The organism is Paenibacillus sp. CF384 (assembly GCF_900106745.1).
In the GTDB taxonomy this organism is placed as follows: domain Bacteria; phylum Bacillota; class Bacilli; order Paenibacillales; family Paenibacillaceae; genus Paenibacillus_Z.
In genome coordinates, this window is the sequence record NZ_FNNV01000019.1 from 1 (window position 1) to 22,095 (window position 22,095).

General features: G+C 50.2%; 13 protein-coding genes. 1 reads left to right on the top strand and 12 read right to left on the bottom strand.

The window, feature by feature from the left end:
• Nucleotides 1-406: 406 nt before the first annotated feature.
• The 11 genes from BLW29_RS25120 to BLW29_RS25170 form a co-directional block, all read right to left on the bottom strand.
• Nucleotides 407-1,726: a carbohydrate ABC transporter permease gene (locus BLW29_RS25120; protein ID WP_090984803.1), complete on the bottom strand. Its 1,320-nt coding sequence runs from the start codon at nucleotides 1,724-1,726 to the stop codon at nucleotides 407-409.
• Between the two features lie 6 nt (nucleotides 1,727-1,732).
• Nucleotides 1,733-2,599 (bottom strand): carbohydrate ABC transporter permease, encoded by an 867-nt coding sequence (locus BLW29_RS25125; protein ID WP_256208888.1) that lies wholly within the window; start codon nucleotides 2,597-2,599, stop codon nucleotides 1,733-1,735.
• Between the two features lie 19 nt (nucleotides 2,600-2,618).
• A complete protein-coding gene (locus tag BLW29_RS25130) occupies nucleotides 2,619-4,058 on the bottom strand; it encodes an extracellular solute-binding protein (protein WP_090984807.1) in 1,440 nt (479 codons plus the stop codon).
• A gap of 114 nt (nucleotides 4,059-4,172) precedes the next feature.
• The gene (locus BLW29_RS25135; RefSeq protein WP_090984810.1) at nucleotides 4,173-5,801 is read right to left on the bottom strand and encodes a response regulator; all 1,629 of its coding nucleotides are present in this window, start codon (nucleotides 5,799-5,801) and stop codon (nucleotides 4,173-4,175) included.
• Entirely contained in the window at nucleotides 5,779-7,635 is a 1,857-nt protein-coding gene (locus BLW29_RS25140) for a sensor histidine kinase (RefSeq protein WP_177186815.1), read from the bottom strand. The genes BLW29_RS25135 and BLW29_RS25140 overlap by 23 nt, the downstream gene beginning before the upstream one ends.
• A gap of 165 nt (nucleotides 7,636-7,800) precedes the next feature.
• Complete coding sequence (locus BLW29_RS25145; protein WP_177186816.1) at nucleotides 7,801-10,302, bottom strand: alpha-mannosidase; 2,502 nt, start codon at nucleotides 10,300-10,302, stop codon at nucleotides 7,801-7,803.
• A gap of 4 nt (nucleotides 10,303-10,306) precedes the next feature.
• Nucleotides 10,307-11,299: an ROK family protein gene (locus BLW29_RS25150; protein ID WP_090984816.1), complete on the bottom strand. Its 993-nt coding sequence runs from the start codon at nucleotides 11,297-11,299 to the stop codon at nucleotides 10,307-10,309.
• Nucleotides 11,296-11,928, bottom strand: coding sequence for a D-sedoheptulose-7-phosphate isomerase (locus tag BLW29_RS25155; protein ID WP_090984818.1), 633 nt, complete (start codon nucleotides 11,926-11,928; stop codon nucleotides 11,296-11,298). The genes BLW29_RS25150 and BLW29_RS25155 overlap by 4 nt, the downstream gene beginning before the upstream one ends.
• Nucleotides 11,929-12,083: 155 nt before the next feature.
• The gene (locus BLW29_RS25160) at nucleotides 12,084-13,328 is read right to left on the bottom strand and encodes an ROK family protein (protein WP_090984820.1); all 1,245 of its coding nucleotides are present in this window, start codon (nucleotides 13,326-13,328) and stop codon (nucleotides 12,084-12,086) included.
• Nucleotides 13,329-13,593: 265 nt separating this feature from the next.
• Nucleotides 13,594-18,102: a beta-galactosidase gene (locus tag BLW29_RS25165; RefSeq protein ID WP_177186817.1), complete on the bottom strand. Its 4,509-nt coding sequence runs from the start codon at nucleotides 18,100-18,102 to the stop codon at nucleotides 13,594-13,596.
• 371 nt (nucleotides 18,103-18,473) lie between these two features.
• Nucleotides 18,474-18,875 (bottom strand): hypothetical protein, encoded by a 402-nt coding sequence (locus BLW29_RS25170; RefSeq protein ID WP_090984824.1) that lies wholly within the window; start codon nucleotides 18,873-18,875, stop codon nucleotides 18,474-18,476.
• Between the two features lie 234 nt (nucleotides 18,876-19,109).
• Between BLW29_RS25170 and BLW29_RS25175 the strand changes: the two genes are divergently transcribed.
• Nucleotides 19,110-20,072, top strand: a complete 963-nt coding sequence (locus tag BLW29_RS25175; protein ID WP_090984826.1) for a helix-turn-helix domain-containing protein — start codon at nucleotides 19,110-19,112, stop codon at nucleotides 20,070-20,072.
• A gap of 105 nt (nucleotides 20,073-20,177) precedes the next feature.
• Here BLW29_RS25175 and BLW29_RS25180 read toward each other — a convergent pair whose 3' ends face one another.
• The gene (locus BLW29_RS25180) at nucleotides 20,178-21,908 is read right to left on the bottom strand and encodes a methyl-accepting chemotaxis protein (protein ID WP_177186818.1); all 1,731 of its coding nucleotides are present in this window, start codon (nucleotides 21,906-21,908) and stop codon (nucleotides 20,178-20,180) included.
• Nucleotides 21,909-22,095 lie beyond the last annotated feature (187 nt).

A 22,095-nucleotide genomic window follows, 5' to 3' on the forward strand; every position in this document is an offset into this window, starting at 1 on the left:
TGACGTGTTTTTCTCATGATACACCTCGACCTGTTTTGTTGTATTTATAGTAACAGGTCGCTGTTATGTTGTGTCCACTTATTATCCTAAACTCAGTTTGTGGCGTTGTAGAGAAAATGATGCGCAATATGCAACATTTGCTGCCCGTAGCGCCTTCTGGGTGCCATGCTGGCATAGAATGCTGACATTTATGCAACATTTAGCAGTATTTACCCTTCAAAGAGGTGAAATGCTGCATTTGCAGCAACATTATCAGCGCAGATGGCGCCTACGCGGTGCTCTTCTGCGATTAGCCACTCCAGCGCCACTTTGGAGATGCTCTTCTGCGATTAGCCACTCAAGCGCCACATGCGCGATGCTCTTCTGCAATCATCCCCCCAACCTAGCGCATATACCGCTCCTACTCTCAGCCCTTCACGCCGCCGGTAAACAACATCCCCTTCTCCAGCGCACCTTGCGTAATCATAAATACGAGCAGCAGCGGAAGGATCGAGATGACGCCGCTCGCGCTGATCCAGTTGGGCCGTGGGTTCTGCCCGCTCTGCATATCGTTCATCGCCACCGTGAATGTCCAATTATGCGGCGACCTCGATACCACATAAGGCCAGAGGAAATCATTCCATACCGGAATGAAGGTCAGCACAGCCACGATCGTAAAGACCGGAACGGACATCGGGACGACGATACGCAGGAATGTCCGAAGCTCCGAAGCGCCATCTACGCGTGCTGCTTGAAGCAGCTCTTTGGGCAGCTGATCGAAGAACCCTTTGAACAGAAAGATCACGAAGCCCCATGCAAAATGCGGTAGAATAATGGCCCAAATATTGTCCACGAGGCCGAGCTTCTGCATGAGCAAATATTGCGGAATGAGCACGGATACGCTAGGGATCATGATCGTTGCGAGGAAATACATCAGGACGATGAATCGAATTCTTCGATTCGGAATGAGCTGTGACAGCGCATAGCTGGACAACGCCCCGAAGAAGAGCTGCCACACGATAACCACCACACAGATAAAGAGGCTGTTCATGAAGAAATGATAGAATCCGAGGCTGCCCACTGTTTCCGCTGCCAGCAGATTCAAGCTTCGGAAGCTGTCAAACAAACGCAGCCAGTTACGCGATTGCTCCAGTTCCACCACTTTACCATCCAGCAATCCGCTTTCGTCGAAGTAGGCTCGCAGCTGCGTACTCAGCGGTTCATCTGACAGAAAGGGCTTCCCTCCATAAACTTCACCTTCGGAAATTCCGTACCACGTGAAGTCCGATAAGCGGCGCTCGCGGATTTGCCCCAGCTTCGTATTCATGATTTTGTCGGAGTAACGATCGGTGGACACGATAAAAGGCTGACCCACATAGAACTCCGCTGCGGTTGTCTTCGCCCTATACAGCTTGAGCCCATCCTTAATGCCGGTGACGGTAATTTCCCCGATATTATCCCGCATGAAGGCTCGCCACGGGTACCAGATCGCTTTCATCGCATCCTTCTCGTAGAACGTCTGCTCCTTGTTACCCAGGCCGGAGTAATCGAGTGTAAGCTCGATTGTATGCGGAATTCTTGGAAGAAATTTCGGTGTGGTCGATTCAATCGATTCGTTATCCATAATGGCCGTTACGAGCAGCCAAACAAGCGGAAGAAGACCCAGCACGACGAACACGATCGTAACCAGATAGGAAGCGACGTCCAGCTTGCGTTCGCCTTTTTCCACAATGCGGTTAGGTCTCATCTGCGGTCATTCGTCCTCTCTTTGCAAACGGAATTGAATCACGGTCAGTACGGCGATCAAGAGGAACATGAAGAAGGAGAGCGCTGCAGAAACGCCGAATCTCGATTGCTCGAAAGCCGTCTTCTGAATCATAAGCGCCACGACAAGCGAGGCATCTGCCGGACCTCCTTGCGTCATCACAAATATCGTATCAAACGATAGCAGAACCCCTGACATGAACCCGACGAACTGAATGATAATGACAAACGAAATGTTCGGCAAAATCATCATCAGCATGCGCCGCCACGGTCCGCAGCCGTCGATTTTCGCTGCTTCGAAGAGCTCGGATGAAATGGATTTGATGGCTGCATAGTAGAGCAGCACGCCGATCCCGCCGCTGGCGAAGAAGCCGGGCAGCACAATCGCAAGCTTGGTCATGCGGAGGTCATTCAGAAAACCGTACGGGCCAAGTCCGAGCTTACCCAGCAAATAGTTGAACAGTCCGCGATCGGGATTGTACATCCACTTCCACAACAATGCGCCTGCAACAAGCGGCAGTACATTCGGAATTTGATAGAGCACAAGGTAGAGTCCGTTCAACCGCTTCATATGACTGAGGAAGAGCGCCTGCACGATCGGAACCCAGAATACGAGCAGTACCGACAATCCGAAGAAGATAAACGTGTTCTTCATCGCCACCCAGAACGTGTGGCTGCTGAGAAATTCGAAATAATTGCCAAAGCCGACAAACTTGCCCGGAGGGGTCATAATATCGTAGTTAAAGAGACTGATATAGACCGCTTTGAACAGCAAATAATATTTGAATATAAAGAATACAACAACAGAAGGAAGCAGGAACAAAATCGGTGTCCACGGGATCTTCCATTTATTCACCACTTTCCTCACCACCTACCTATTTGACGCCTGCCAAAATGTCACTGTTATACTTATCAATCACTTCCTTCTGGGCAAGTGCTTCAGCCGCCTTGAGCTCCGTGGCCGGATCGGCGCTTGGATCAAGCAGAATCGTCTGAATCGGCTTCACGAGGTAGCTGCTCAGGCTGCTTTTGAGATAGTATTCCAGATGCTTATCCTTCGCCGTTGCCTGGACTGCCGCTACGTAATCCGGAGGTAAATCCTTCACCCACTTGGTAACATCGAAGTCCTTGACGATCGACAGCGGATTAATCGCAAAGCCGTTATCTAAGCAGAATTGTGCCCATGCCTCCATATGCTCCTTCGACAGGAAGAACATCGCATAGTCGAATGCGGCTTTCTGCTGCTCCGGCGTCGATTTGGGATTCAGCATCCAGAAGTTCCCTCCCACTTGCGAAGGCGCTCTGCCTGATGGTCCGATCGGGAACGGCGTGAATCCAATATCCTCCGCTCTCATCCCCTGCTTCAAGAAGTTGCCGAAGCTGTCGGAGCTGCCCAGAATCATTGCTGATCGGCCGGTATAGAAGTCTCGCAAATTCTCGTTGTAATCTTGCACGACATTTTTCTGAGTCACTTTATGGGTCCATTTCAAATCTTTATAATATTGGAGCGCCTTCACAGCCGCTTCCGAGCTGAAATGCAGCTTAACGGTCCCATTCGGCTGAAGCTCCGTCAAGTCACCGCCTGCTTGCCACACGTAATATTCAAAATGCCAATCCGCCCAGTCCATGCCCAGAATATCAAAGCCGATTGTATCCGGATTATACTGCTGCACTTTCTTGGCCGTCTCAGCAAATTCATCCCACGTCCTCGGCGGACTGTCGATCCCTGCTTTCTTGAACATCGACTTGTTATAAAGTAAGCCGGACGAATACATGAAGCTTGGAATGCCATAAATTCGGCTGTCCTTCGTTGCCAGATCAAATGCACCGTCAATGAAACGTTCCTTATCCGGCGAGCTATTCATCAAATCCGTGATGTCTGCGGCAATTCCCTTCTGCATGTAGAGCTGCATATCCGGGAACGGCTGCTCCATCACGTCAGGCCCTTCACCGCCTGCAACCGCTGTCATAAATTTCTCGCGCACATTCGTCTGGAACGCTTCAACATGCTTAACCTTAATGTTAGGATGCAGTTCCTCGAACCTCTTAAAACGGCTTTCAATGAATGGCTTGCCGGGATCGTCAGGTGCGGGCTGATCCCAAGCGGTTATCTCGATGATGGGCTCCGTCTCATCCAGCGAAGCATCTGCTGCAGCTTCGTTATTCTCTGCCGCTAAAGCCCCGTTGATAACCTTTCCTGCAGCCGAACCCGATAGATCATCATCATTGGAATTGCAGGCGCTAAGCAGTACTGAGCATAAGGCAGCTGCCAGCATAAGCGCTGCCGGCTTGTTAGGAATCCCTGGCTCTCTCATTCCTTACCTCCTGAGCATAAACAGTACGGTCACAGTCCCCACCGCCGCCGTTTACAAGTTAATCATAGCTGGATCGGCTGAGCACGTTAATGGAAATAACGAACTTATGCACTATTAAAATTTTGACGATACCGCGGCCCGGAATTGCACCGGTGTCATGCCGGTAGACTTGCGGAAGACGCTGCTGAAATAAGCGGCATCCTTGAAACCGACCAGCTCGGCTATCTCTTGGATTTTCAAATTGGAATCTCTCAGAAACTGTTCGGATTTGCGCAGTCTGGCTGCGGTCAGATAGTTGACGAAGCTTTCACCGAATCGTTCTTTGAAGCGGCGGGAGAAATAACTGGGATGGAAGTAGAATCGGTCTGCAATGGTTTGTAGGTTTATCGGCTCATGCAGGGAGCTGTCGATGAAGAGCTTCACCTCGTCGATGACGCTGTATTCCGAGGAATGACGCAGTTTATATAAGTGGCCAACGATATTGCGGACCATTTCGCTTAAATGTCCTTGAATATCCTGCCACTGCGTAAGGCCGTGCAGCCACGTCAGCAGATCATCCAACTCGCCGATAATCCACTCGGGGATACTCGTTTGGGTGAGCAAATATTTGCGCAGCAGGAGATGAAATTCAACGCAGAAGCTTTCCAGATGGGCGAAGTACACCTGCTTGCCTGTAGCAATCAGCTCGACACGTTCATCAATCCAGCCTGTCAGCGCGGAGACGTTGCACTCGCTCAGGAATCGCAGCAGCAGCGCCTCGTCTTCTCTGGAGATCACGGAATGCAAGCCCGCTTTCACTTGTTCGCCGGCGTCGATCATATATATACGGCCATTGCCGTGAAGAATGCAATTGCGAAGCGCCTGCTTAGCTTGCTGGTAGGACTGCTGAATGATTTCCATCTGATTGACGGCACCGCCGCATCCGATGGTTGTTTCCAGCTTCAGATGGCGCTGAATGCCGCCGAGAATTTCTTTGAGCTCAAGGTGGAGCGTATCCGTTTCAACCGGCGAGTGACCCCCCAGCACATAAACAAGCTCATTTTCCAGCATCGCATGTCGGAATAATACGCCTTTGCGTTCCGTGGATTCGAGAACGGTAGAGATCATATTCTGTACAGCGAACGAAAGCAGCTTCTCGTCCCCCTGTCGAAAGGACAAATGCGGCAGCTTGACTGCCTTCAGCACGAACACAACCGCGACAAAATAGCTGCAGTTCCGGCGCAGCGCGAGCAGCTGCTCGTCTCTCTCCGCTTGAGGCACGCCTCCGGGTCCGTACTGGATGAGCTTGCTAAGCATCCGCTCACGAATCGACTCTTCCGCGCTGTTCTGCAAATGCTTAATCTGCTGGCCTGCTTCGGACTGCTCCAGGCGCTGCCGGATTTTGTCCATGACCCGCATCAAGCTCTCCTTCAGCTCTTCCTTGTCGACGGGCTTAAGCAGGTAATCCGTCACCCCGAATTGAATCGCTTTGCGGGCGTAATCGAACTCTCCGTAACCGCTAATGACGATGAATTGCAGCTCGGGCATGGCCTGCGCCGCTTCCTTCAAGAACGTGAGCCCATCCATAAGCGGCATGCGAATATCCGTAATTACGATATCAGGCTTCACCTCGTGCAGCACGCGCAAAGCTTCCTCGCCGTCTCCCGCTTCGAAGATCGATGTGATCGGCAGGCCGGACATCTGGATCTTCTTCATAATGCCCTGCCTCATCAGCTGTTCGTCATCTACGACTAGCAATTTCATAGGAAGGCTCCTCTACTCGCGTTTTTTTGATCAGAACCGTTACCGTCGTCCCCTGATCTTGGCTGCTTTGAACGGTTAACCCATAGCTGCTGCCGAAGACTAGCTTGATGCGATAGAGCACATTGAACAGGCCGATAGATGAAGCCGTATGATCGGAATAGTTAAGCTGCTGGCATTGCTCCAGCTTCCCTTGCAGCACCGCTAGTTTCTGCTTTTCAATCGCAGGACCGTTATTCCAAATCGTAATAGCCGCGTCCGTCTCGGAGAGACTGTAAGCTTGAATACGAATTTCCCCGCCCTGCGTCAGATGGTCTATGCCGTGAATGAAGCTGTTCTCGACCAGCGGCTGCAACAGGAGTTTCGGCGTCAGCGTGGCATGAAGTCCTTCCTCGATCTCGATGGAATAACGTAGCCTCGCTCCGAAACGAATTTGCTGAATCGACAGGTAGATCTCGAGCTGCCGAATTTCGGTTTGCAAGGTGGACATATGACCGCCGCTGATGTTGTACCGGAACATTTTGGCAAGGGAGGAACTGATCAGACTGATGCGGTCATCCTCGTGAAGCGAGGCCAGACTGTCGATCATCCCAAGCGTGTTGTACAGAAAATGCGGATTGATTTGGGATTGCAGCGATTTGATCTCCGCATCCTTCTTCACCAGCTCCGTCTCGTATACTTTCACGATGAGCGAGTTGATCTCCTTCGCCATCTGATTGAAATGTCGGATAAAATAGCCGATTTCGTCCTTGGAAGTAACGGGCACGGAAACCTCGTAATTGCCTTGTTCGATGGAAATGATCCCATTCTTCAACAGCTTAAGCGGCGTAATAATACGACTGGCGAGGAGGCTTGCAATCACCATAGCGCCAAGCAGACAGATCATCCCGATCACAAGCGTGCGGAGAGCAAACGTATTCAACTGTTCCAGCAGTACCTTCAGCGGGACTTTCCCAATGAGTGCCCAGGATGTATTGTTCAGCTCGTTGGAAACGAACAACGTCTCTACGCCGTGGTCATCACCGAACATGTATCTGGAAGATATGCCATAGCTAAACCGAAACAGCCCGTTTAGGCCTTGCAGCTGCGCGTCCGTCCGTTCATGATCCAAGAGCATCACTTGCCCGCTTGCCGAGTCGACCAGCATATAGTTGCCCTGTTCGTCGCTGGCAATATCGCCGAGCCACTTCTTGAGATATTCCGGCGAGAGCCGGATATAGATGACACCGACGATCGGAGTGTCGATATTGAAATTAATGATTTTGACCGCTTGCGCGAACATCAAGGTGTTGACTTGTTGATTCGTCGCCGCGTCGATGGTATGCGTCGGTACCCAAATCCCTTTCCCGTCCTTGGCGACAGCGGCCTTCTCGATCGGCTCGAAATCAAAGTCGAGCTCGTTGGTTTCATTCATTCTGCCGCTAGAGAGCATATAGCCGTCCAATTGGCTGACCATAATATAGTCCACCACCGGGTTATCGGTCAGAAACTGGCTGAATTTCGCAGAGTAGTGCGAGTACGCGTCCGGATCTGCCCCCATCCTGCTGACAAACTGCTGGAAATCCTTATTGCCAAAATAATCCCACGCGAAGTTCTTCACGTTCAGCATATAAGATTCCAGTGTGGCGGCTGATTGATTGCTGATCTGCTCCATGTTGCCGACCGCACGCTGCTTGATGTCCGAGGACGTTTGGATATAATAATCGAGCCCCAGCGCAGAGACGGTAATGGAAATCGTGATGAAGAAACAGAACCATATTTTCCGATAGAGCGACTTTGTTATCCAATGGTAAGGAAATAGCAGCACCTTTGTCCGCATCTTCTGCATCTTCTGCATCCTAAACACCTTCTCACCTTCATTACTTAAATTATAGATGGAGAAGGGCCTTTCTTTCATTAGTTTTTAGATTTCCTTCTACTAAAATCGTGATAGATATCGTGAAGCACAGCACAAACAGTCCGTCCCTGCCACTCAGGAACGGACTGTTTCTGCTAGAACTAGCTAAATAGGAAACTCGATCATATTTACCTCGTACACATCTTGATCCGGGTCAGCAGGAATGCGGAATGTCTTAATTTCGCATTGCCCATACCGCAGCGTCCACTTCCGCTTCAGCGACGGCACCTCGATCACGGCTTCGCCGCCATGCCCGCACGCTTCATAACAACGCAGCACATAACCGTCGCCATCCTCTGCGGGTTTAAACGCCGTAACGATCAGATTATCTGCGGACACTCGGATTCCCTCTGATGTCTGAGGCAGCGAGCCTTTATGGTAGGTTTCCACGATGTGGATAGGCGGGACGTTCAGCTCGAGCGCCCGCTTGGTCACCTGCGCTTGCTGCCAACCGCCCTCGTGCGGAATGAGCATATAGCGGAACTGCTGCAGCCCTTGATCCATAAATTCGCAGTATTCGTCTCGTTCGCCGTAATGATCCGCATAGATCGGGCTGCGAACGACCGTCATCCGCAGGTCGTTGTCTTTCACATCCGAGCTGTACTTCGAATCGTTCAGCAGCGTTAACCCGTATCGATGCTGTATGCCCGCTTCATCCGTAAAGCCGCTCACATCCAGCCACTGCTGGCCGGGCTCTTCCTCCCCGTTCACCGGCCGCTCGATATAACCGTACGGAATCTCGTATGTTGCCTTCGGCTCACTGACGCGCACAGGGAAGGAAAGCTTGAGCATCTTATGCTTCTCCCGCCAATCCAGCTTCGCTCTTACTTCAATCCCCGGCTTGTCGCGGTAGAGAATAAAGTCCTGCCGCAGCTCCGATTGACCGCTGCGATTCGTCACTCTTATCACCGCCCGCAGCGGCCCTGATTCCAGCAGCTTCACCTGCGCATCTCCGAATCTCGCAACCTCGTCCCGAAACTCAAAAACGCCATGTGCCCAAGTATCGCAATGATGCTCGTCGATCACGATGGGTACTGCGCCGTTGCCGCTCAACACCTCTACTGCCTTCTTCTTATCATACAACCTGCGAATATGGCCCGTATGTGGTTCAAATTCTACGCGATGCCAATCGTTCTCGAGCGCTGCCGTTTCCGTGATCAACTGACGTTCTGGCGAAGAAGCCGCTCCGAGCATTTTCTCCTTATAGATCCAATACACACGGTAGCCCAGTGCCGGAACACGCGCCATGAACGCCGTATCGAACTTGTCATCGCTGCCATTGGTCCGCGAGCCGCGGACGATCTGATGCTGGATGACTTCGCCTTTCTCATCCGTAACGCTCGTCACCTTCTTGTTCACCTGGATTAGCGCATCCACTTCCCAAGACAACGGATTAAACACGACGACCGGAACGCCAGCATCCTTCTGCTCCCAGAGCACCCAGTCCATATCTTTGCTGAGCGACTGGATTTCGTCCTTCATCGTATCAATCGACCACGAGATTCGCTGCAGCGCCGCATTCAGCGTCACGGCCGCGATATTCAGCGATTCCCCATAGGACTCCCTCGCATCTGTAAAAGCTTCCTGTACGGAGCAGCCGCCCATAATGTCGTGGAACTGATTGAACATGACATTCTTCCAGCCCCGCTGGATGTCCTGTGCTGCGTAATCATAGCCTGCGAGCAAGTGTGCGAGCGTACCGAACTTCTCAGCCGTGATCAGTCGGTGCTCCGCTTTGCGGTTCAATGCTTTGGACTCGGAATGAGTGGAGTAGCAGCCGCTCGCATGATGCTGCAGATCGTCCTTGAATACCGGGAACTGAACGCCGCCGTGCATCATTTCTTCAAAATAAGCATTCGGAGAGCTGAACCGGATTCGTTCGCTTCCCAGATCCGACTGCAACCGGTGGATGGACTGAATGTTCGCGATCGTCGGACCTCCGCCATGATTGCCGACGCCATAGAAGCCCATGAAATGGTGCTCATGCTCCTCGGCCAGCCCCATGACCTCCAGCGATTTGCCGTAGACGGGATCGTCATGTTTAATAGAAGAGGAATTGTTATAGCTGATCGGATTGCGGAAGGCCAGCACTTGGCTGCCATCTAGGCTCTTCCACCAGAACACATTGCGCTCCATGCTCTTCTCCTGCTCTTGCGGGCGCATATAGACATAGCTGTCCATGCCGCTCTTCTTCAGGATTTGCGGCAGCATATTGTGATGACCGAAGGAATCGACATTGTAGCCGACTTTTGCCATCACGCCGAACTTCTCTTGATAATACCGCTGGCTGTACAAACCATGCCGAACGAACGATTCCCCCGAAGGCAGATTGCAATCCGGCTGTATCCACCAACCTCCTACGATAACCCAGCGCCCTTCGCTCACTCTCGCGCGAATCTCTTCGAACATCTCCGGCGCATTTTGCTCGATCCACTCATAATAAGCAGCCCCAGCACAAGTAAATATAAAGTCCGGGAACTCAATCATCCGATCAAGCGCGGAACGAAAAGTCGCCTTTATCTCCGCATAACCTTCCTGCCACTGCCACAGCCATACCGGGTCCAGATGTGCATTGCCGATCATATGCAGCTGAATGCTGTTAGTCATCGATTCAATCCCTCTTCTCCATGAGATTCCGGGCAACGGATAATGCGGCATAATCGCCGACATGGTCTCCAAGTCCGGCAGGAACGATTTCACAAATGGCTGCGGAACCGCTCAGCGCTTCACGACGCAGCTCTTCAAACAGATAAGGATCAAGCAATTCTTGCTGCCTGGCATAAATACTGCCAATGACGATGCGCTGCGGATTGATAATATCGATTAGTACAGCGATGCCCCGCCCAAGCATACGTCCAACTTCTCCGAAAATCTGCAGAGCCTGCGGGTCCCCTTGTCTTGCAGCTTCCGCGACAGCTTTCGTCGTAATCTCATGGGGCGGCCGGTAGAATGACGGAAGGTCCTGGCCCGCTGCAAGCCGTTCCGTTACCTTCGACTGCGCAAGTCTGGCAATGCCGCCTCCACTGCAAAATCCTTCGAAGGACCCTGCCTTGTTGTACCCAACCGGCCCTACTTCCGCAAGTCGTATATGGCCAACCTCGCCTGCATTATCGTTCGTTCCGGTATACAGGCGGCCATCCAGAATGAGTCCGGCTCCCATGCCGGTGCCGAACGTGAGGAAGATCATGTTCCGCGTTCCTTGCCCCGCTCCCCACTGCCATTCGGCCAGCGCGCAGGCATTGGCATCGTTCTGCAAGCCGACCGGGACCCCGAAGTGCTGCTTGATCGGCGTGATGACATCGACGCGATCCCAATTTGGTAGATTCGGCGGCGATAGAATCAGCCCATTGCGGCTGTCCAGTGGACCGCCGCAGCTTATGCCGATTGCCTTGAGCCGTTCTCTCTCCGCCGGATGCCGATTAAGGAGCAGCTCCAGTTGTGCTGTTAGCTTATCTAGTGTAGCTTCGGGAGTCGATTCGGTCGAGAAAGCTGCCTTATCTACCAATTCGATTTGCTCGCCAGCCGCCCCTGCGGCATGCCCAAGCGTAACCGCACATTTCGTGCCCCCGATATCGAACCCGGCATAAGTCGTCACTATCCTCATCCGAAGAACGCCTCCTCCAGCATGATGCACAGCGTGTGATAGATGGGCAGATGGCGCTCCTGGATGTCCGGCGTTACGGCATGCGGGACAACGATCGTACAATCGTTAAGCGCTTTCATTAATCCGCCTGAGCCTCCGGTTAATCCGACGCAGATCATCCCTTTCGCCTTGGCTACTTGAATCGCTTGGATAATGTTGCGGGAATTGCCCGACGTGCTGATCCCGAGGAATACATCCCCTGCCCGGCCATATCCGTACACCTGCTGGGCGAAAACCATATCAGACGCCACATCGTTAGCGAATGCCGTCATCAGTGCGCTGTGGCTGACTAGCGAGATGGCGGGAAGCGCGCCTTGCAAGCTGTTGCAAAGTGCGTCCCCTTCTGCCGGGAACAGCTTTGTTACCGATTCTCGAAAAGACTGCGGAACCGGACGCGGCAGCATGAATCCTTTCATCAATTCCCCGACGATATGCTCGCTGTCGGCAGCGCTGCCTCCGTTGCCCGCTACCAAGACTTGCCCGCCCTGCCGGTAGCAGGCTTCAATCAGCTCGAAGCTGCGCTGGATATCCGCGAGGCATCCTGCAAGCTCGGGGTATTTGCTTTGAAGCACATTCAGATGCGGATTCATAAACAATCGATTCCTTTCGCGGCAGAAACTTATTAATATAATATTAAAAAGTAGTGATTATAGGATAGATTTTACAACTGACCTACTTATGCGTCAATGGGTTTTCTCCACCTTATGAATATGAAATTAAGAAGTTGGCACAATAAAAGCCGCCCTCAACTTAGCAGCGGCTTCATGTCCATCCATTCGCTCAAATCTTTTTGAAAAAACTGCTCCAACACCAGAGTACCCGCACCGATTGCACCGCCTAACACACCTAGTTCGGCTTTGTAGATATGAATATGGTCGGCAAAGGAAGCGAATATCCGGCTCATCGCAATTTCCTTCGTATGCTCAAAATATCGAGGGTACGCATGCGTAAGCGCTCCTCCGATAATAATGATCTCCGGCATAAGCAGATGAATGACATTGCCAACCGCAATCCCGACATAGCGTGCCGATTCCGTTAGCAGCTGTTGCGACAATGAATCTCCGTCACGCGCCGCATCCAATATTGCAGCGATCGAGACGGACTTCTCATCCGCAAGATATCGTTCTCGATACGATGTCTCAGCCCCTCTGCGAATCTCCTCACCTGCACGGCGCTCAATGGCAAGACCCGACGCCACCGCTTCGAGACAGCCGTAATTTCCGCAATTGCATCGAGGTCCATCAATGTTGATCGTTCCGTGCCCGACTTCACCTGCGCCATACGGCGATCCATAATGCAGCTTACCGTCTATGATAATGCCGCTTCCGATACCAACGTCAGCATCGAGATAGAATACATTACGCTTCCCCCGTGCAGCACCATGCCAATATTCGCCGAGTGCGATCAGGTTCGCATCCTTCTCGATCAAGGTCTCGATTCCAAAATGGTCCGTCATCAGCTGCTTCAGCGGCAGACCCGCCAGACCCTTCATATTTGGCGGCGATAGCACGACACCTCCGAAGGGATCTAGCGGTCCGGGAATCGCCATGCCAATTCCGAGTATGCGAGTGCGATCCACGTTCGATTTCACAATTGCGTCTTCGATGCAGTCAATTAACTGATCGACGATGGCGTTGGATTGAAGCGCATCCGGATTCGTTTCCGTCTCGTAATGAGCATGTACGCCGCCTGATAGATTCAGCACGACAACATGAATGCGAGCGACGCTGAGATGAAGACCCACGGAGTAGAATCGGTCTTCCTTGAGCTTATATAAGAGCGGCTTCCTGCCGCCTGTTGATTCATCGTAGCCTACTTCGCTGATAAACGAATAAGAGAGCAGCTCGTCGGTAATGTTCTTGACCGCCGTGAAGCTCAGATGCGTTTGCGCCGCAATGTCGGCTTTGGACGCTTGTCCCTGCTTGCGAATGTATTGGAGCACCGTGCTGCGATTAAGGCTTTTGACCCGCCTGTTGTTGGCCCCCCTCATTTGGTTCACTTCCACCAACGCTCCTTAAGCTAACATAGTTATGGGAATTATAGCATAAAAGATGCTTGATTGGAGGTACGGCTGCTGGAAGCTCCTCTTCCCACCAACCCGATATTCCGCAACTTAACTCCACAGCACACAAACTTCCCAACGATCGAGAACAAGTCCACGACATCATCGTGGACTTGTTCTCATTATGAAATCCTATGAATGTTCCAGCGCCTGATAAATCGCTTTCTCGTTTAAGCACTACATCATGAATCACTCAATTATGGTGGCTTGGGCGATTGTCCAGATCTACAGAAAGCAAGTACGGCTTCTCAAGTGCGATAGTAAAGTTACTTGTATCCACGATACTGCCATTAATCAACTCACGCGCGTTGCCTGCTGCTTTACCATTCACTTCAATTTTAATCGTCTTGGAGGCTGTAGTCGGGTCATAGTTAGCTATGTTGATAAGCAATTTACCTTCAAAACTTGTGCTCAGCCACTCCACACCGTCAATCACTTCACCTGTTACCTTATCCTTCAGAACAACATTCAATAACCGTAAATCAGTCAAACTCGCTCTGATGGATTGTTTTAAAGCGGCGTTGTCGATGTCACTTGCGAGTACCTTCGAACCTGCAAGAACCGCGCTTCTGATTGAGTTATTCAGCGGCTTATTGTTCTCATCAGCGCTCATTGAGTTGTTGCCGATCATAATGACCTTACCGCCTGCTTTAATGAAAGCTTTAACAGCTTTCAGCGTGGATTCCGATACATTAGTAGCTTGCGGAACGATAAGCAGCTTGTAGTCATCTAATCCGCCATCTTGTGATTGCTTTTCGGAAACAAAGCCTACTCTTTGACCACTAAATGTCAGTGCTTCATAAGCCCGATCCATCATATCCAGATACGAGTTCGAGTAGACCATGGAAGGAAGTGAGTAGAGAATAGCTGCCTTCGGTGCACTGTTTTGCAGAGCAGTCACTTGATAAGCCAATCGGTTCAAATCCAAATTCACTTTACCGATCGTTTGTACCACATCCGGACGCTGCAGAACACTGCCATAGAAATCGCTGTTAGGATCATAGGATCTCTCCCATACCCATATCGTGGATGCATTCTTGCCATGTACTGCGGACTGCCAAAGTGATGTTTCGACGTGCTTAGCTTGATCTGGTGTATATACGGTATCTCTGTCCGCAATGACATGTGTTTCCGAATTAAAAATTGGTGCTTTTCTAAACGAACCCTGCAAGTCATAGAATCGGTTCTCGCGGATAAAGCCGCCGATCCCACTACCAAGGTAATTCCAGTTGTCATTGCCGTTCATATCTGAGAATTCGCTGAAATCCTCCGGATCGACACCATAGGTTGTTGCACCAGTCAAGTTAGCCATAATTTTGGCACTGACAGGCACATTAGGTGCAAGCTTCTTCACCAGCTCAGCCATCCATTCGTGCCATGATGAGAAGTACTCGTTGTTAAAGACAGTCCAGTCATAGTAATACGGCGTTGCAGTAATTGATGCAGGCATTACAACATCGTCAAATGTACTGAAATTGGTACCATAAGTTGTGTTTAAACTTGCGATTTTCTTGTATTTCTTTTTTAGGAATTGATGCCATGGTACCACTGCATAAGAATCCGTTCTCGTATCATACTTCGGCTCGTTGCTTATGATGATACTGTGCAGCGCTGGTGAATTCTTCACCAGTGGGATCAAAGCTTTGATATAGGCTTCGATAATTTTGCGAGCTTCCGGTGCATTAACGTTGAATTTAAGGAAGCCCGAGTTATCGGTATTCACCACATTCGGCCACTTATCTTTTGCCCACTGCGGGAAATAATGCGGTGAGATGAGCAAACTGACCGCGATATTATGATCTTCTGCATTTTTAAGAGTTGGAATTACGCTGTTCTGAATCAGTTCTGTGGAAATACTGAACTCGGCTTTGCTTCCTGCTGCGGGCGGCAGCACCGTTCCATCCGGTCCCAGCTCCATCTGAATAATATTCGTGCCATAGTCGCTAAACTGCGGGATATCGGCTTTAGCTTGATTGAAGTGGCCGTATCCCGTGAAGAAAATCGGCCGGTTGTCGACTTTATTCGATGTGGCTGTTTTTGTCGGGCCTATAAACGAGAAGCCTTTCAGCTTCGAACGAGAAGAGATATATCTCGGAACGCTCATCGCCGTCTTCTTACCACTCAAGTAAGCCTGCACATTCGTGATTGCTTCATTGTAGAGGCGATCCAGTTCGTTTACGACATAATCTGCCCGCGTTAAGAGACTGTTCGTAATGTCGTCTTTGCCGTATTGAATGAAGTTCTTGATTACGGTGTAATTCACCGTTTCGTAGTCTACCGGGATGCGGCGCACCTTGGCAGTCGCAAGGAGATTCTCCAGCGTCGGCAGCTTCTCACTCAATTCATTCAACAAGCTTAACAAGGCTTCTGCATCCCGTTTAACGGATACGGCTATTGTTTCTTGTTTGGACTCGCCCGTCTCTTTCTTCATGATGATTACCTTGAATTGCTGATCCCCAACTGCAGGGAATGATACCGGAATAGCTTTCTTGAGCACCTTACCTGCTGGTACGGTGACTTCCTGGAGCTCTGAACCGCTCACATTCGGAAGAGAAATCTGGTAAGTCTCAGCTTCCTGGCCGAAGTTAGCCACAGCTACTGAATAGTCATAGGTTGTATTCTGAAGAACATCCTGTGGCCCATGCATCCATGTACTCCATGTTTCGTCTTGATCCAGCAGCATTAAGGAACCTAGGCTAGTTGCATCCTTTCCGTTACCGATCCCCGGCGTCCATTCAATGTAGCCTCTTCTGCCGGAACCGTCATTATCATTGATCAGCAGGGTAAATGAAACCTTTTCCCCTGGTGCTGCAGGCAATGCCGCCAGCCACGGAACAACCAGATCATAGGCGGTTACCTTATTCGTATTGTCACGGCTGACTTTCAGCTTTATCGAATCCACGCCAAGCTTAGCACTACCACTATTCCAGCTGAACTTGCTTGCTGTTCCGCCGCCGTAAGAGAAGCCGTATTCCGGTCCGTAAACAGCGCCGTCCTTGGAGAAAGCAACCTGAACACTATCGCCCATCCAAATATCACCGCCTGAAAAGTCGAACTGGTCTGCATCCTTCACATCGACATGCATGTAGAGATTGTTGTCATCGTAGGCAATAGCCGCATTTGCAGACGAATCGTTAACGCCGCCCCAGCCTGAGATTTTCACTTGTTTGCTAGCATTGGAAGGCAAAACGAAGGAAGCATGACCGCTCCAATCGTTTACAAAGCCATCTGCACCGAAATTACTCGTACGGTGAATCCCTGCAAGCATCCCACTTCCGATATCCGCTACATTGTTCTTAATCCCGTAGATATCTTCTCCGGGCACTCCGGTTCCAATTGTGTAGTCGAAGACGGAAATCGCACTCTTTGGCTTACCCGTAATCTCGGCATAGGCTTTAACTGATGTGACATCCGAGATTGTAATTGGAGCTGTATACAGAATTGCAGTAGCAGATGACTTTGGATCCGATCCATCGAGAGTGTAGAAAATATTTGCTCCAACAGATGGTGTAGAAAGGGTCACCGTTGTACCAGGTGTTACGGACGAAGAATTCGGAGTTGCCGTTACACGTTGAACCTGACTCGTAAGAATTCTCATATTGTCGAGCAGATAGTGCAGCGTGCTTCTGCCCGCAATAGAGGAATCGCCATTCCAAATATAAAAAATGATGTTCGTAATATGAGATCGATTCGCTGTCGGGATAGTGTTTAGATCTAATGTAAACGTATTCCACTGATCCGCTGTCTGAACCGGAAGCGGCTCTTCATAAATTACACTGCCTACAGAATCCATCAGCTTGAAACGGATTGGCTCGTAGTCACCTGCTGTTTGGCTACCTACGGGACGAATGTCGAACTTCAGCTTCGTAGCCGGGGATAAGTCGAGTGGATTTGCATTAATATCCCAGTGATACTCGACCCATGCATTTCCGTTATCCGGACTCGGGACAGAAAACGTAACATCAGCTGCTTGTGTTCCCTCGGTTCTAACTGCTGTATTTGCAGTAGCCGTTGTACCCTGCCAATCGTTCATGTTCTCATATCCGTTAATGACACTCTCCATCAACATATCCGCAGGTTTTGTCACTCTTAAGTTATCAAACTCATATTGCAACGTTGTCCTGCCGCCAATACTAGAATCCTTATTCCAAATATAGAAGACAATATGGCTGATCGAAGACTTATCCGCCGCTGTCATATTGCTTAAATCCAGCGTAAACGTATTCCATTGATCCGCCGTTTGCTTGGGCAATGCGTCTTCAAACAAAACCTTATTCGTCGTTTCGTTATACAGCTTGAATCGGAGCGGCTCGTAATCGCCTGCCGTTTGACTGCCTACGGGACGAATATCTACCTTCAACTGCGATGCAGTGGATAAGTCGAGTGGATCTTCTTTAATGTTCCATAGAATTTCGCGCCAAGCATTGTCGCCTAGCGGATTCGGTACCGGATAGGTGACATTGACTGATTGTGCACCTTCCGTCTTATTCCCTGTATCTGCTGCAACTGACATAGCACCGTCATTAGACTTCCAGTCCGCGACGTTCTCGAAACCGTTAATAACTACTTCTTGTAGATCCGATCCTGCCGAGCTAATTAAATCATCAGCAGCGTAAGCCCGGCTGGCAGGTGCGGCACCGAAACCTACTAAGCCAAGCAGCAATGCGCCTGTAAGAATAATGGAAATTATTCGTCTGAACATGCTCATATAACCTCCCGTTTGTTTGCTCCATTAATCTGTTTATCCTTGAAACACTATGCGTTTCGGGACACCCTTGTCCTCTCTGCAACGCCTCCTTTATTGATTTCTGCGGCTCCTTAAATGAAAAGCATGTATGTAATTTCGCTCGATTGAAGCGCTTTCAAGTTTTCACAGCTATTGTACTGCGATTCGCAGAACGCATTAATAGAATATCTTTACTTGTCTCTGTTGTTATTTTGACATCTGCACCAAACCGCACGATCCGAATTTCATGGCCAGAGCCAAATTTCAAAGTCCTAAACAGCAAAAAAGCCAACCAGCAGCAGCCGGTCAGCTAATCTAATGAGCTCGCATCCAATGCGCGCTATTCCTTACGTATGTACATCGCCGGAGAAGTACCCGTACGAACCGTCGTCCGGGAAGAACTCATCCTGCTGGGGGGCGTCGTCGTCCCAATTGGTTAAGCCGGCTTGGGATTCTTCTTGAGCGATCAAGTCTTCGTTGACCACGTGCGCCGGTATCGTAATATTGGCCATATTGTAAGCATCGTTCGTGAGCTCAATATCCGGTATGGAGGACTGAACCGCAAGCTGGCCGCCATGCGCTTGTGCAATTTCAAGTGCGGACGTAAGATCGCTGCCATGCAAATGAATATGCACGCCCACATCCTGCTGAATGACAGGTTCATAACCTAGCTCTTGAAGCGTGCTGCACGCGAGCGCGGCGGTATTGCTATCACCGAATTGAAAAAATAACGCAGTATCATTCTGCATCTTTCAGGCACACCCTTTTCCGGCAAAATAGTCCATTCCCGTTTAGAATGCCCACTTCGCAAGAAGTCATTCCTGCCCTTATCCAATTCCGCTGTCTGCAAGACGAACTTGCCGCTTGCCCCACTCAATCGGCGGCAGCATGATCGCCATTTGTGAGATGAAGCATCATTATCCATTCCCTTCCATTAATTATATGTTATAATAAACGAACAACATGAGCAGGGGGGCATAATAATGGATGATTTGTTTACGTATTATACAGATGCAATCATGATCATTCATGAGAATCAAGGTGTACGTACAATACACACGATTAATAATGCCTTCTTAACTATCACAGGCTTTTCCTCTGAGCAGTTGGTCGGGCAGGATATTGCAACTATACAGCCTGATACTGCCAGCACGCTATGGGGCCTTATTGACCGGCTTTGCGCTACCTTCTCGAATGAGAAGAGCAGCGCATACGCGGAATGCAATCTTACTATGCAGTCAGATAAACATATTTTCGCCGAAGTGTTCGTTCAGCAGCTCGAAATTATCAATGCCGTCTATTACACCGTTAAGCTTGTAGACCGCTCTGAGCACAAGTGGATTGAAGAAATGGTGATGAAACAGAATGTTGTGTCTTCGGTCATCTATACGAGCGGTGGATTAATGACGTCGCTTCGCAGCTATCGCAGCTCGATTCCCTACGACAGGTACAAGCTTTCCCTGAAACAAAACAAAGAGTTTGTTGTAGAAGAAGATCAAGCTCGTGTCCACAGCTTCTTTCATTCCCTTCGTGAAAGCCGTCAGTCCGGTCAAATCACGTACACACTACGGCTTTTTGAAGAAAGATACCTCACAACTTCTCTCATTCATCCCTTCTACAATGCGGATGACAGCTTTAAATGTTATGCCATCCTTACACTTGCCATGAATGCCATTCACCTATCCAAGTTTGGACAAGCCATCCGTAAACAAACCCAATCTTTCAAGAGCGACATGCGTGATACGGATATCGATCCGGCCTATAAGCTCCGTTTGCTTATGGTCGAGAAGAAGCTCTCTGTCACCCAGCTTGCCGAGAACACCCAAATCTCATTAACGACCATTTCCAATATCCGAAACGGCAAAATCAAGAAGCCGCAGCGCCTAACGGCCCATTTGATTGCGGCAGAGCTTGGCGTAGAGCCATGTGAAATTTGGGGCGACTGAGTGAGTCGCCGTCGCCGTGAGCTACAACTACATTCCTAACAGATAGCAAAGAACCGCTCTCACAAGTCGTATCGTACACTTCTGAGGCGGTTCTTCTGTTGTTTGTTACAGTTTAAACTTCGCTGTCAATTCGTTCATCTCAAGCGCAATATCGCTCAGCGAACGGGATGAATTGGCGATTTGCTCTGCGGAAGCGGTCTGTTCCTCTGTTGTAGCTGCCACAGTCATCGCCGTTTCGGAGCTGTTCCTTGCAATCTCCTGCAAACGCTGCATCGAGCTGATGACCTGCTCCGAGCCTGCTGCCATTTGCTCCGATGCTGCTGCCACCTCTTGCACTTGACCGGATACACGCTCCGACGCTGCTGCAATGCCAGCGAAGGATGCACTTGCTTCACGTACACTGCGCAGACCAGCTTCCACTTCAACGGAGCTCGAACGCATCGTTTCCACGACGGTGAGCGTGTCACTCGTGACATGCTCAATCACTTGTTCAATCTCTTCGATGGCTTCCGAAGTTTGAAGCGCCAGCTTCCGAACCTCGTCCGCGACTACCGCAAACCCGCGGCCGTGCTCGCCGGCGCGCGCTGCTTCTATCGCCGCATTCAGCGCGAGCAAGTTCGTGTGCTTCGACACTTCACCGATCAGCTTCGAAATGCCGCCGATGTTGCGGGTATGCATTTCAAGTCGATTTACCTGCTCCGTTGCTTGCTGCACCGTTTCGTGAATGGCCGACATCCGTTCCATCGCCTGCGATACGGCTTCATGCCCGATTGCTGCCTGACGGCTCGCATCTGCCGATAAGCTGGCAACAAGCGAGGTCGACTCCGCAATACGGTTGATCCCTTCGCCAAGGTCCTGCGTTGTCTTGCTTACTTCCTCGAAACGCTGCAGCGCAATCTCAGTTCCGGCAGCCATATCCGCAACCGATTCAGCGGCTTGCTGTGACGACCCTGCGTTCTGCTCCGAGATCGCCAGCATTTGCTGAGAAGAAGAAGCAATACCTGCCGAAGCTTCTTGTACGCCTTGCATAGCAGCGCGCAACTGCAAGATCATGCCGGAGAGCGAGTTATACAAGGCGCCGATCTCGTCCTTATTGCGAATCTTCGGCACGTCCGTAACCAAATTGCCGCTTGCGACTTCATTCACAACGACAGCCGCCTGCTTAATGGGCTTCGATATCGTTCTGCGCACATACCAGGTCAGGAAAATAACCAGAATCGTACCGACAACCAGTGCGATTTGGCTTGTCCGCTGCGATTGCGAATTGATCGTTGCGTTTTGCGCCTTCGCCTCTTCCGCGCCGGAATGGTTGTTACGGACCAAATAATCAATGCTGCTTTGAATCGCCGCATAGGCGTGCTCCGAATCCTTCATCAGCGTAACGATTTCCTCTGTGCTCAGCGCTTGCTTATTATTCGCTGACACATTCTTCGTAACGTCCTGATAACCTTTCCACGCTTCCTCCAGCTTCGTGAACAGATCCAGATCGGTCTGATCTCCCGCTGTCATAATGGCTTTATACGCTGCGAGGCTTTCATCAACTTTCTTAACCGTAGCATCGGTATCGGATACATATTGTTTCTTCAAGCTTGCATTGGTTTCAAGAAGAATCTTGTACTGCAAGGTGAGCACATGATCGGCCATGTAGTTGATGTTGTTGATCGTCTCAACGCCTACAAGCCATTTGTCCGCGATCATCTTCGTGTTGTCATTAATTTTGGTCATCATGAGGGAGTTCACAATCCCATTCACAAGCAGCAAAAGCAGAACGCTGATAAAGGAAATCATCAGCTTGGCTCCAACCGTAAATCTAACCTTTCCATTCTTCTTCCCCATGTGGATCTCCGCCTCTGCCCCAGATAAGTTAATGTCATTAATTACAGGCAATAAAACCTCCATTTTAGCGCCATATGTCTATTTTGCTAATCTACCATATTTTTGCTGAAAGTTAAATATTTAAACAAAAATTAATCGTACAGACACAAAAAAGCCACTTCTCTCAACGTTCGAAAGAAGCGGCTTC

Coding starts and splice junctions, on each gene's coding strand:
- BLW29_RS25120 (WP_090984803.1), bottom strand. CDS start 1,726: ATGAGACCTAACCGCATTGTGGAAAAAGGCGAACGCAAGCTGGACGTC.
- BLW29_RS25130 (WP_090984807.1), bottom strand. CDS start 4,058: ATGAGAGAGCCAGGGATTCCTAACAAGCCGGCAGCGCTTATGCTGGCA.
- BLW29_RS25135 (WP_090984810.1), bottom strand. CDS start 5,801: ATGAAATTGCTAGTCGTAGATGACGAACAGCTGATGAGGCAGGGCATT.
- BLW29_RS25140 (WP_177186815.1), bottom strand. CDS start 7,635: ATGCAGAAGATGCAGAAGATGCGGACAAAGGTGCTGCTATTTCCTTAC.
- BLW29_RS25145 (WP_177186816.1), bottom strand. CDS start 10,302: ATGACTAACAGCATTCAGCTGCATATGATCGGCAATGCACATCTGGAC.
- BLW29_RS25150 (WP_090984816.1), bottom strand. CDS start 11,299: ATGAGGATAGTGACGACTTATGCCGGGTTCGATATCGGGGGCACGAAA.
- BLW29_RS25155 (WP_090984818.1), bottom strand. CDS start 11,928: ATGAATCCGCATCTGAATGTGCTTCAAAGCAAATACCCCGAGCTTGCA.
- BLW29_RS25160 (WP_090984820.1), bottom strand. CDS start 13,328: ATGAGGGGGGCCAACAACAGGCGGGTCAAAAGCCTTAATCGCAGCACG.
- BLW29_RS25165 (WP_177186817.1), bottom strand. CDS start 18,102: ATGTTCAGACGAATAATTTCCATTATTCTTACAGGCGCATTGCTGCTT.
- BLW29_RS25170 (WP_090984824.1), bottom strand. CDS start 18,875: ATGCAGAATGATACTGCGTTATTTTTTCAATTCGGTGATAGCAATACC.
- BLW29_RS25175 (WP_090984826.1), top strand. CDS start 19,110: ATGGATGATTTGTTTACGTATTATACAGATGCAATCATGATCATTCAT.
- BLW29_RS25180 (WP_177186818.1), bottom strand. CDS start 21,908: ATGGGGAAGAAGAATGGAAAGGTTAGATTTACGGTTGGAGCCAAGCTG.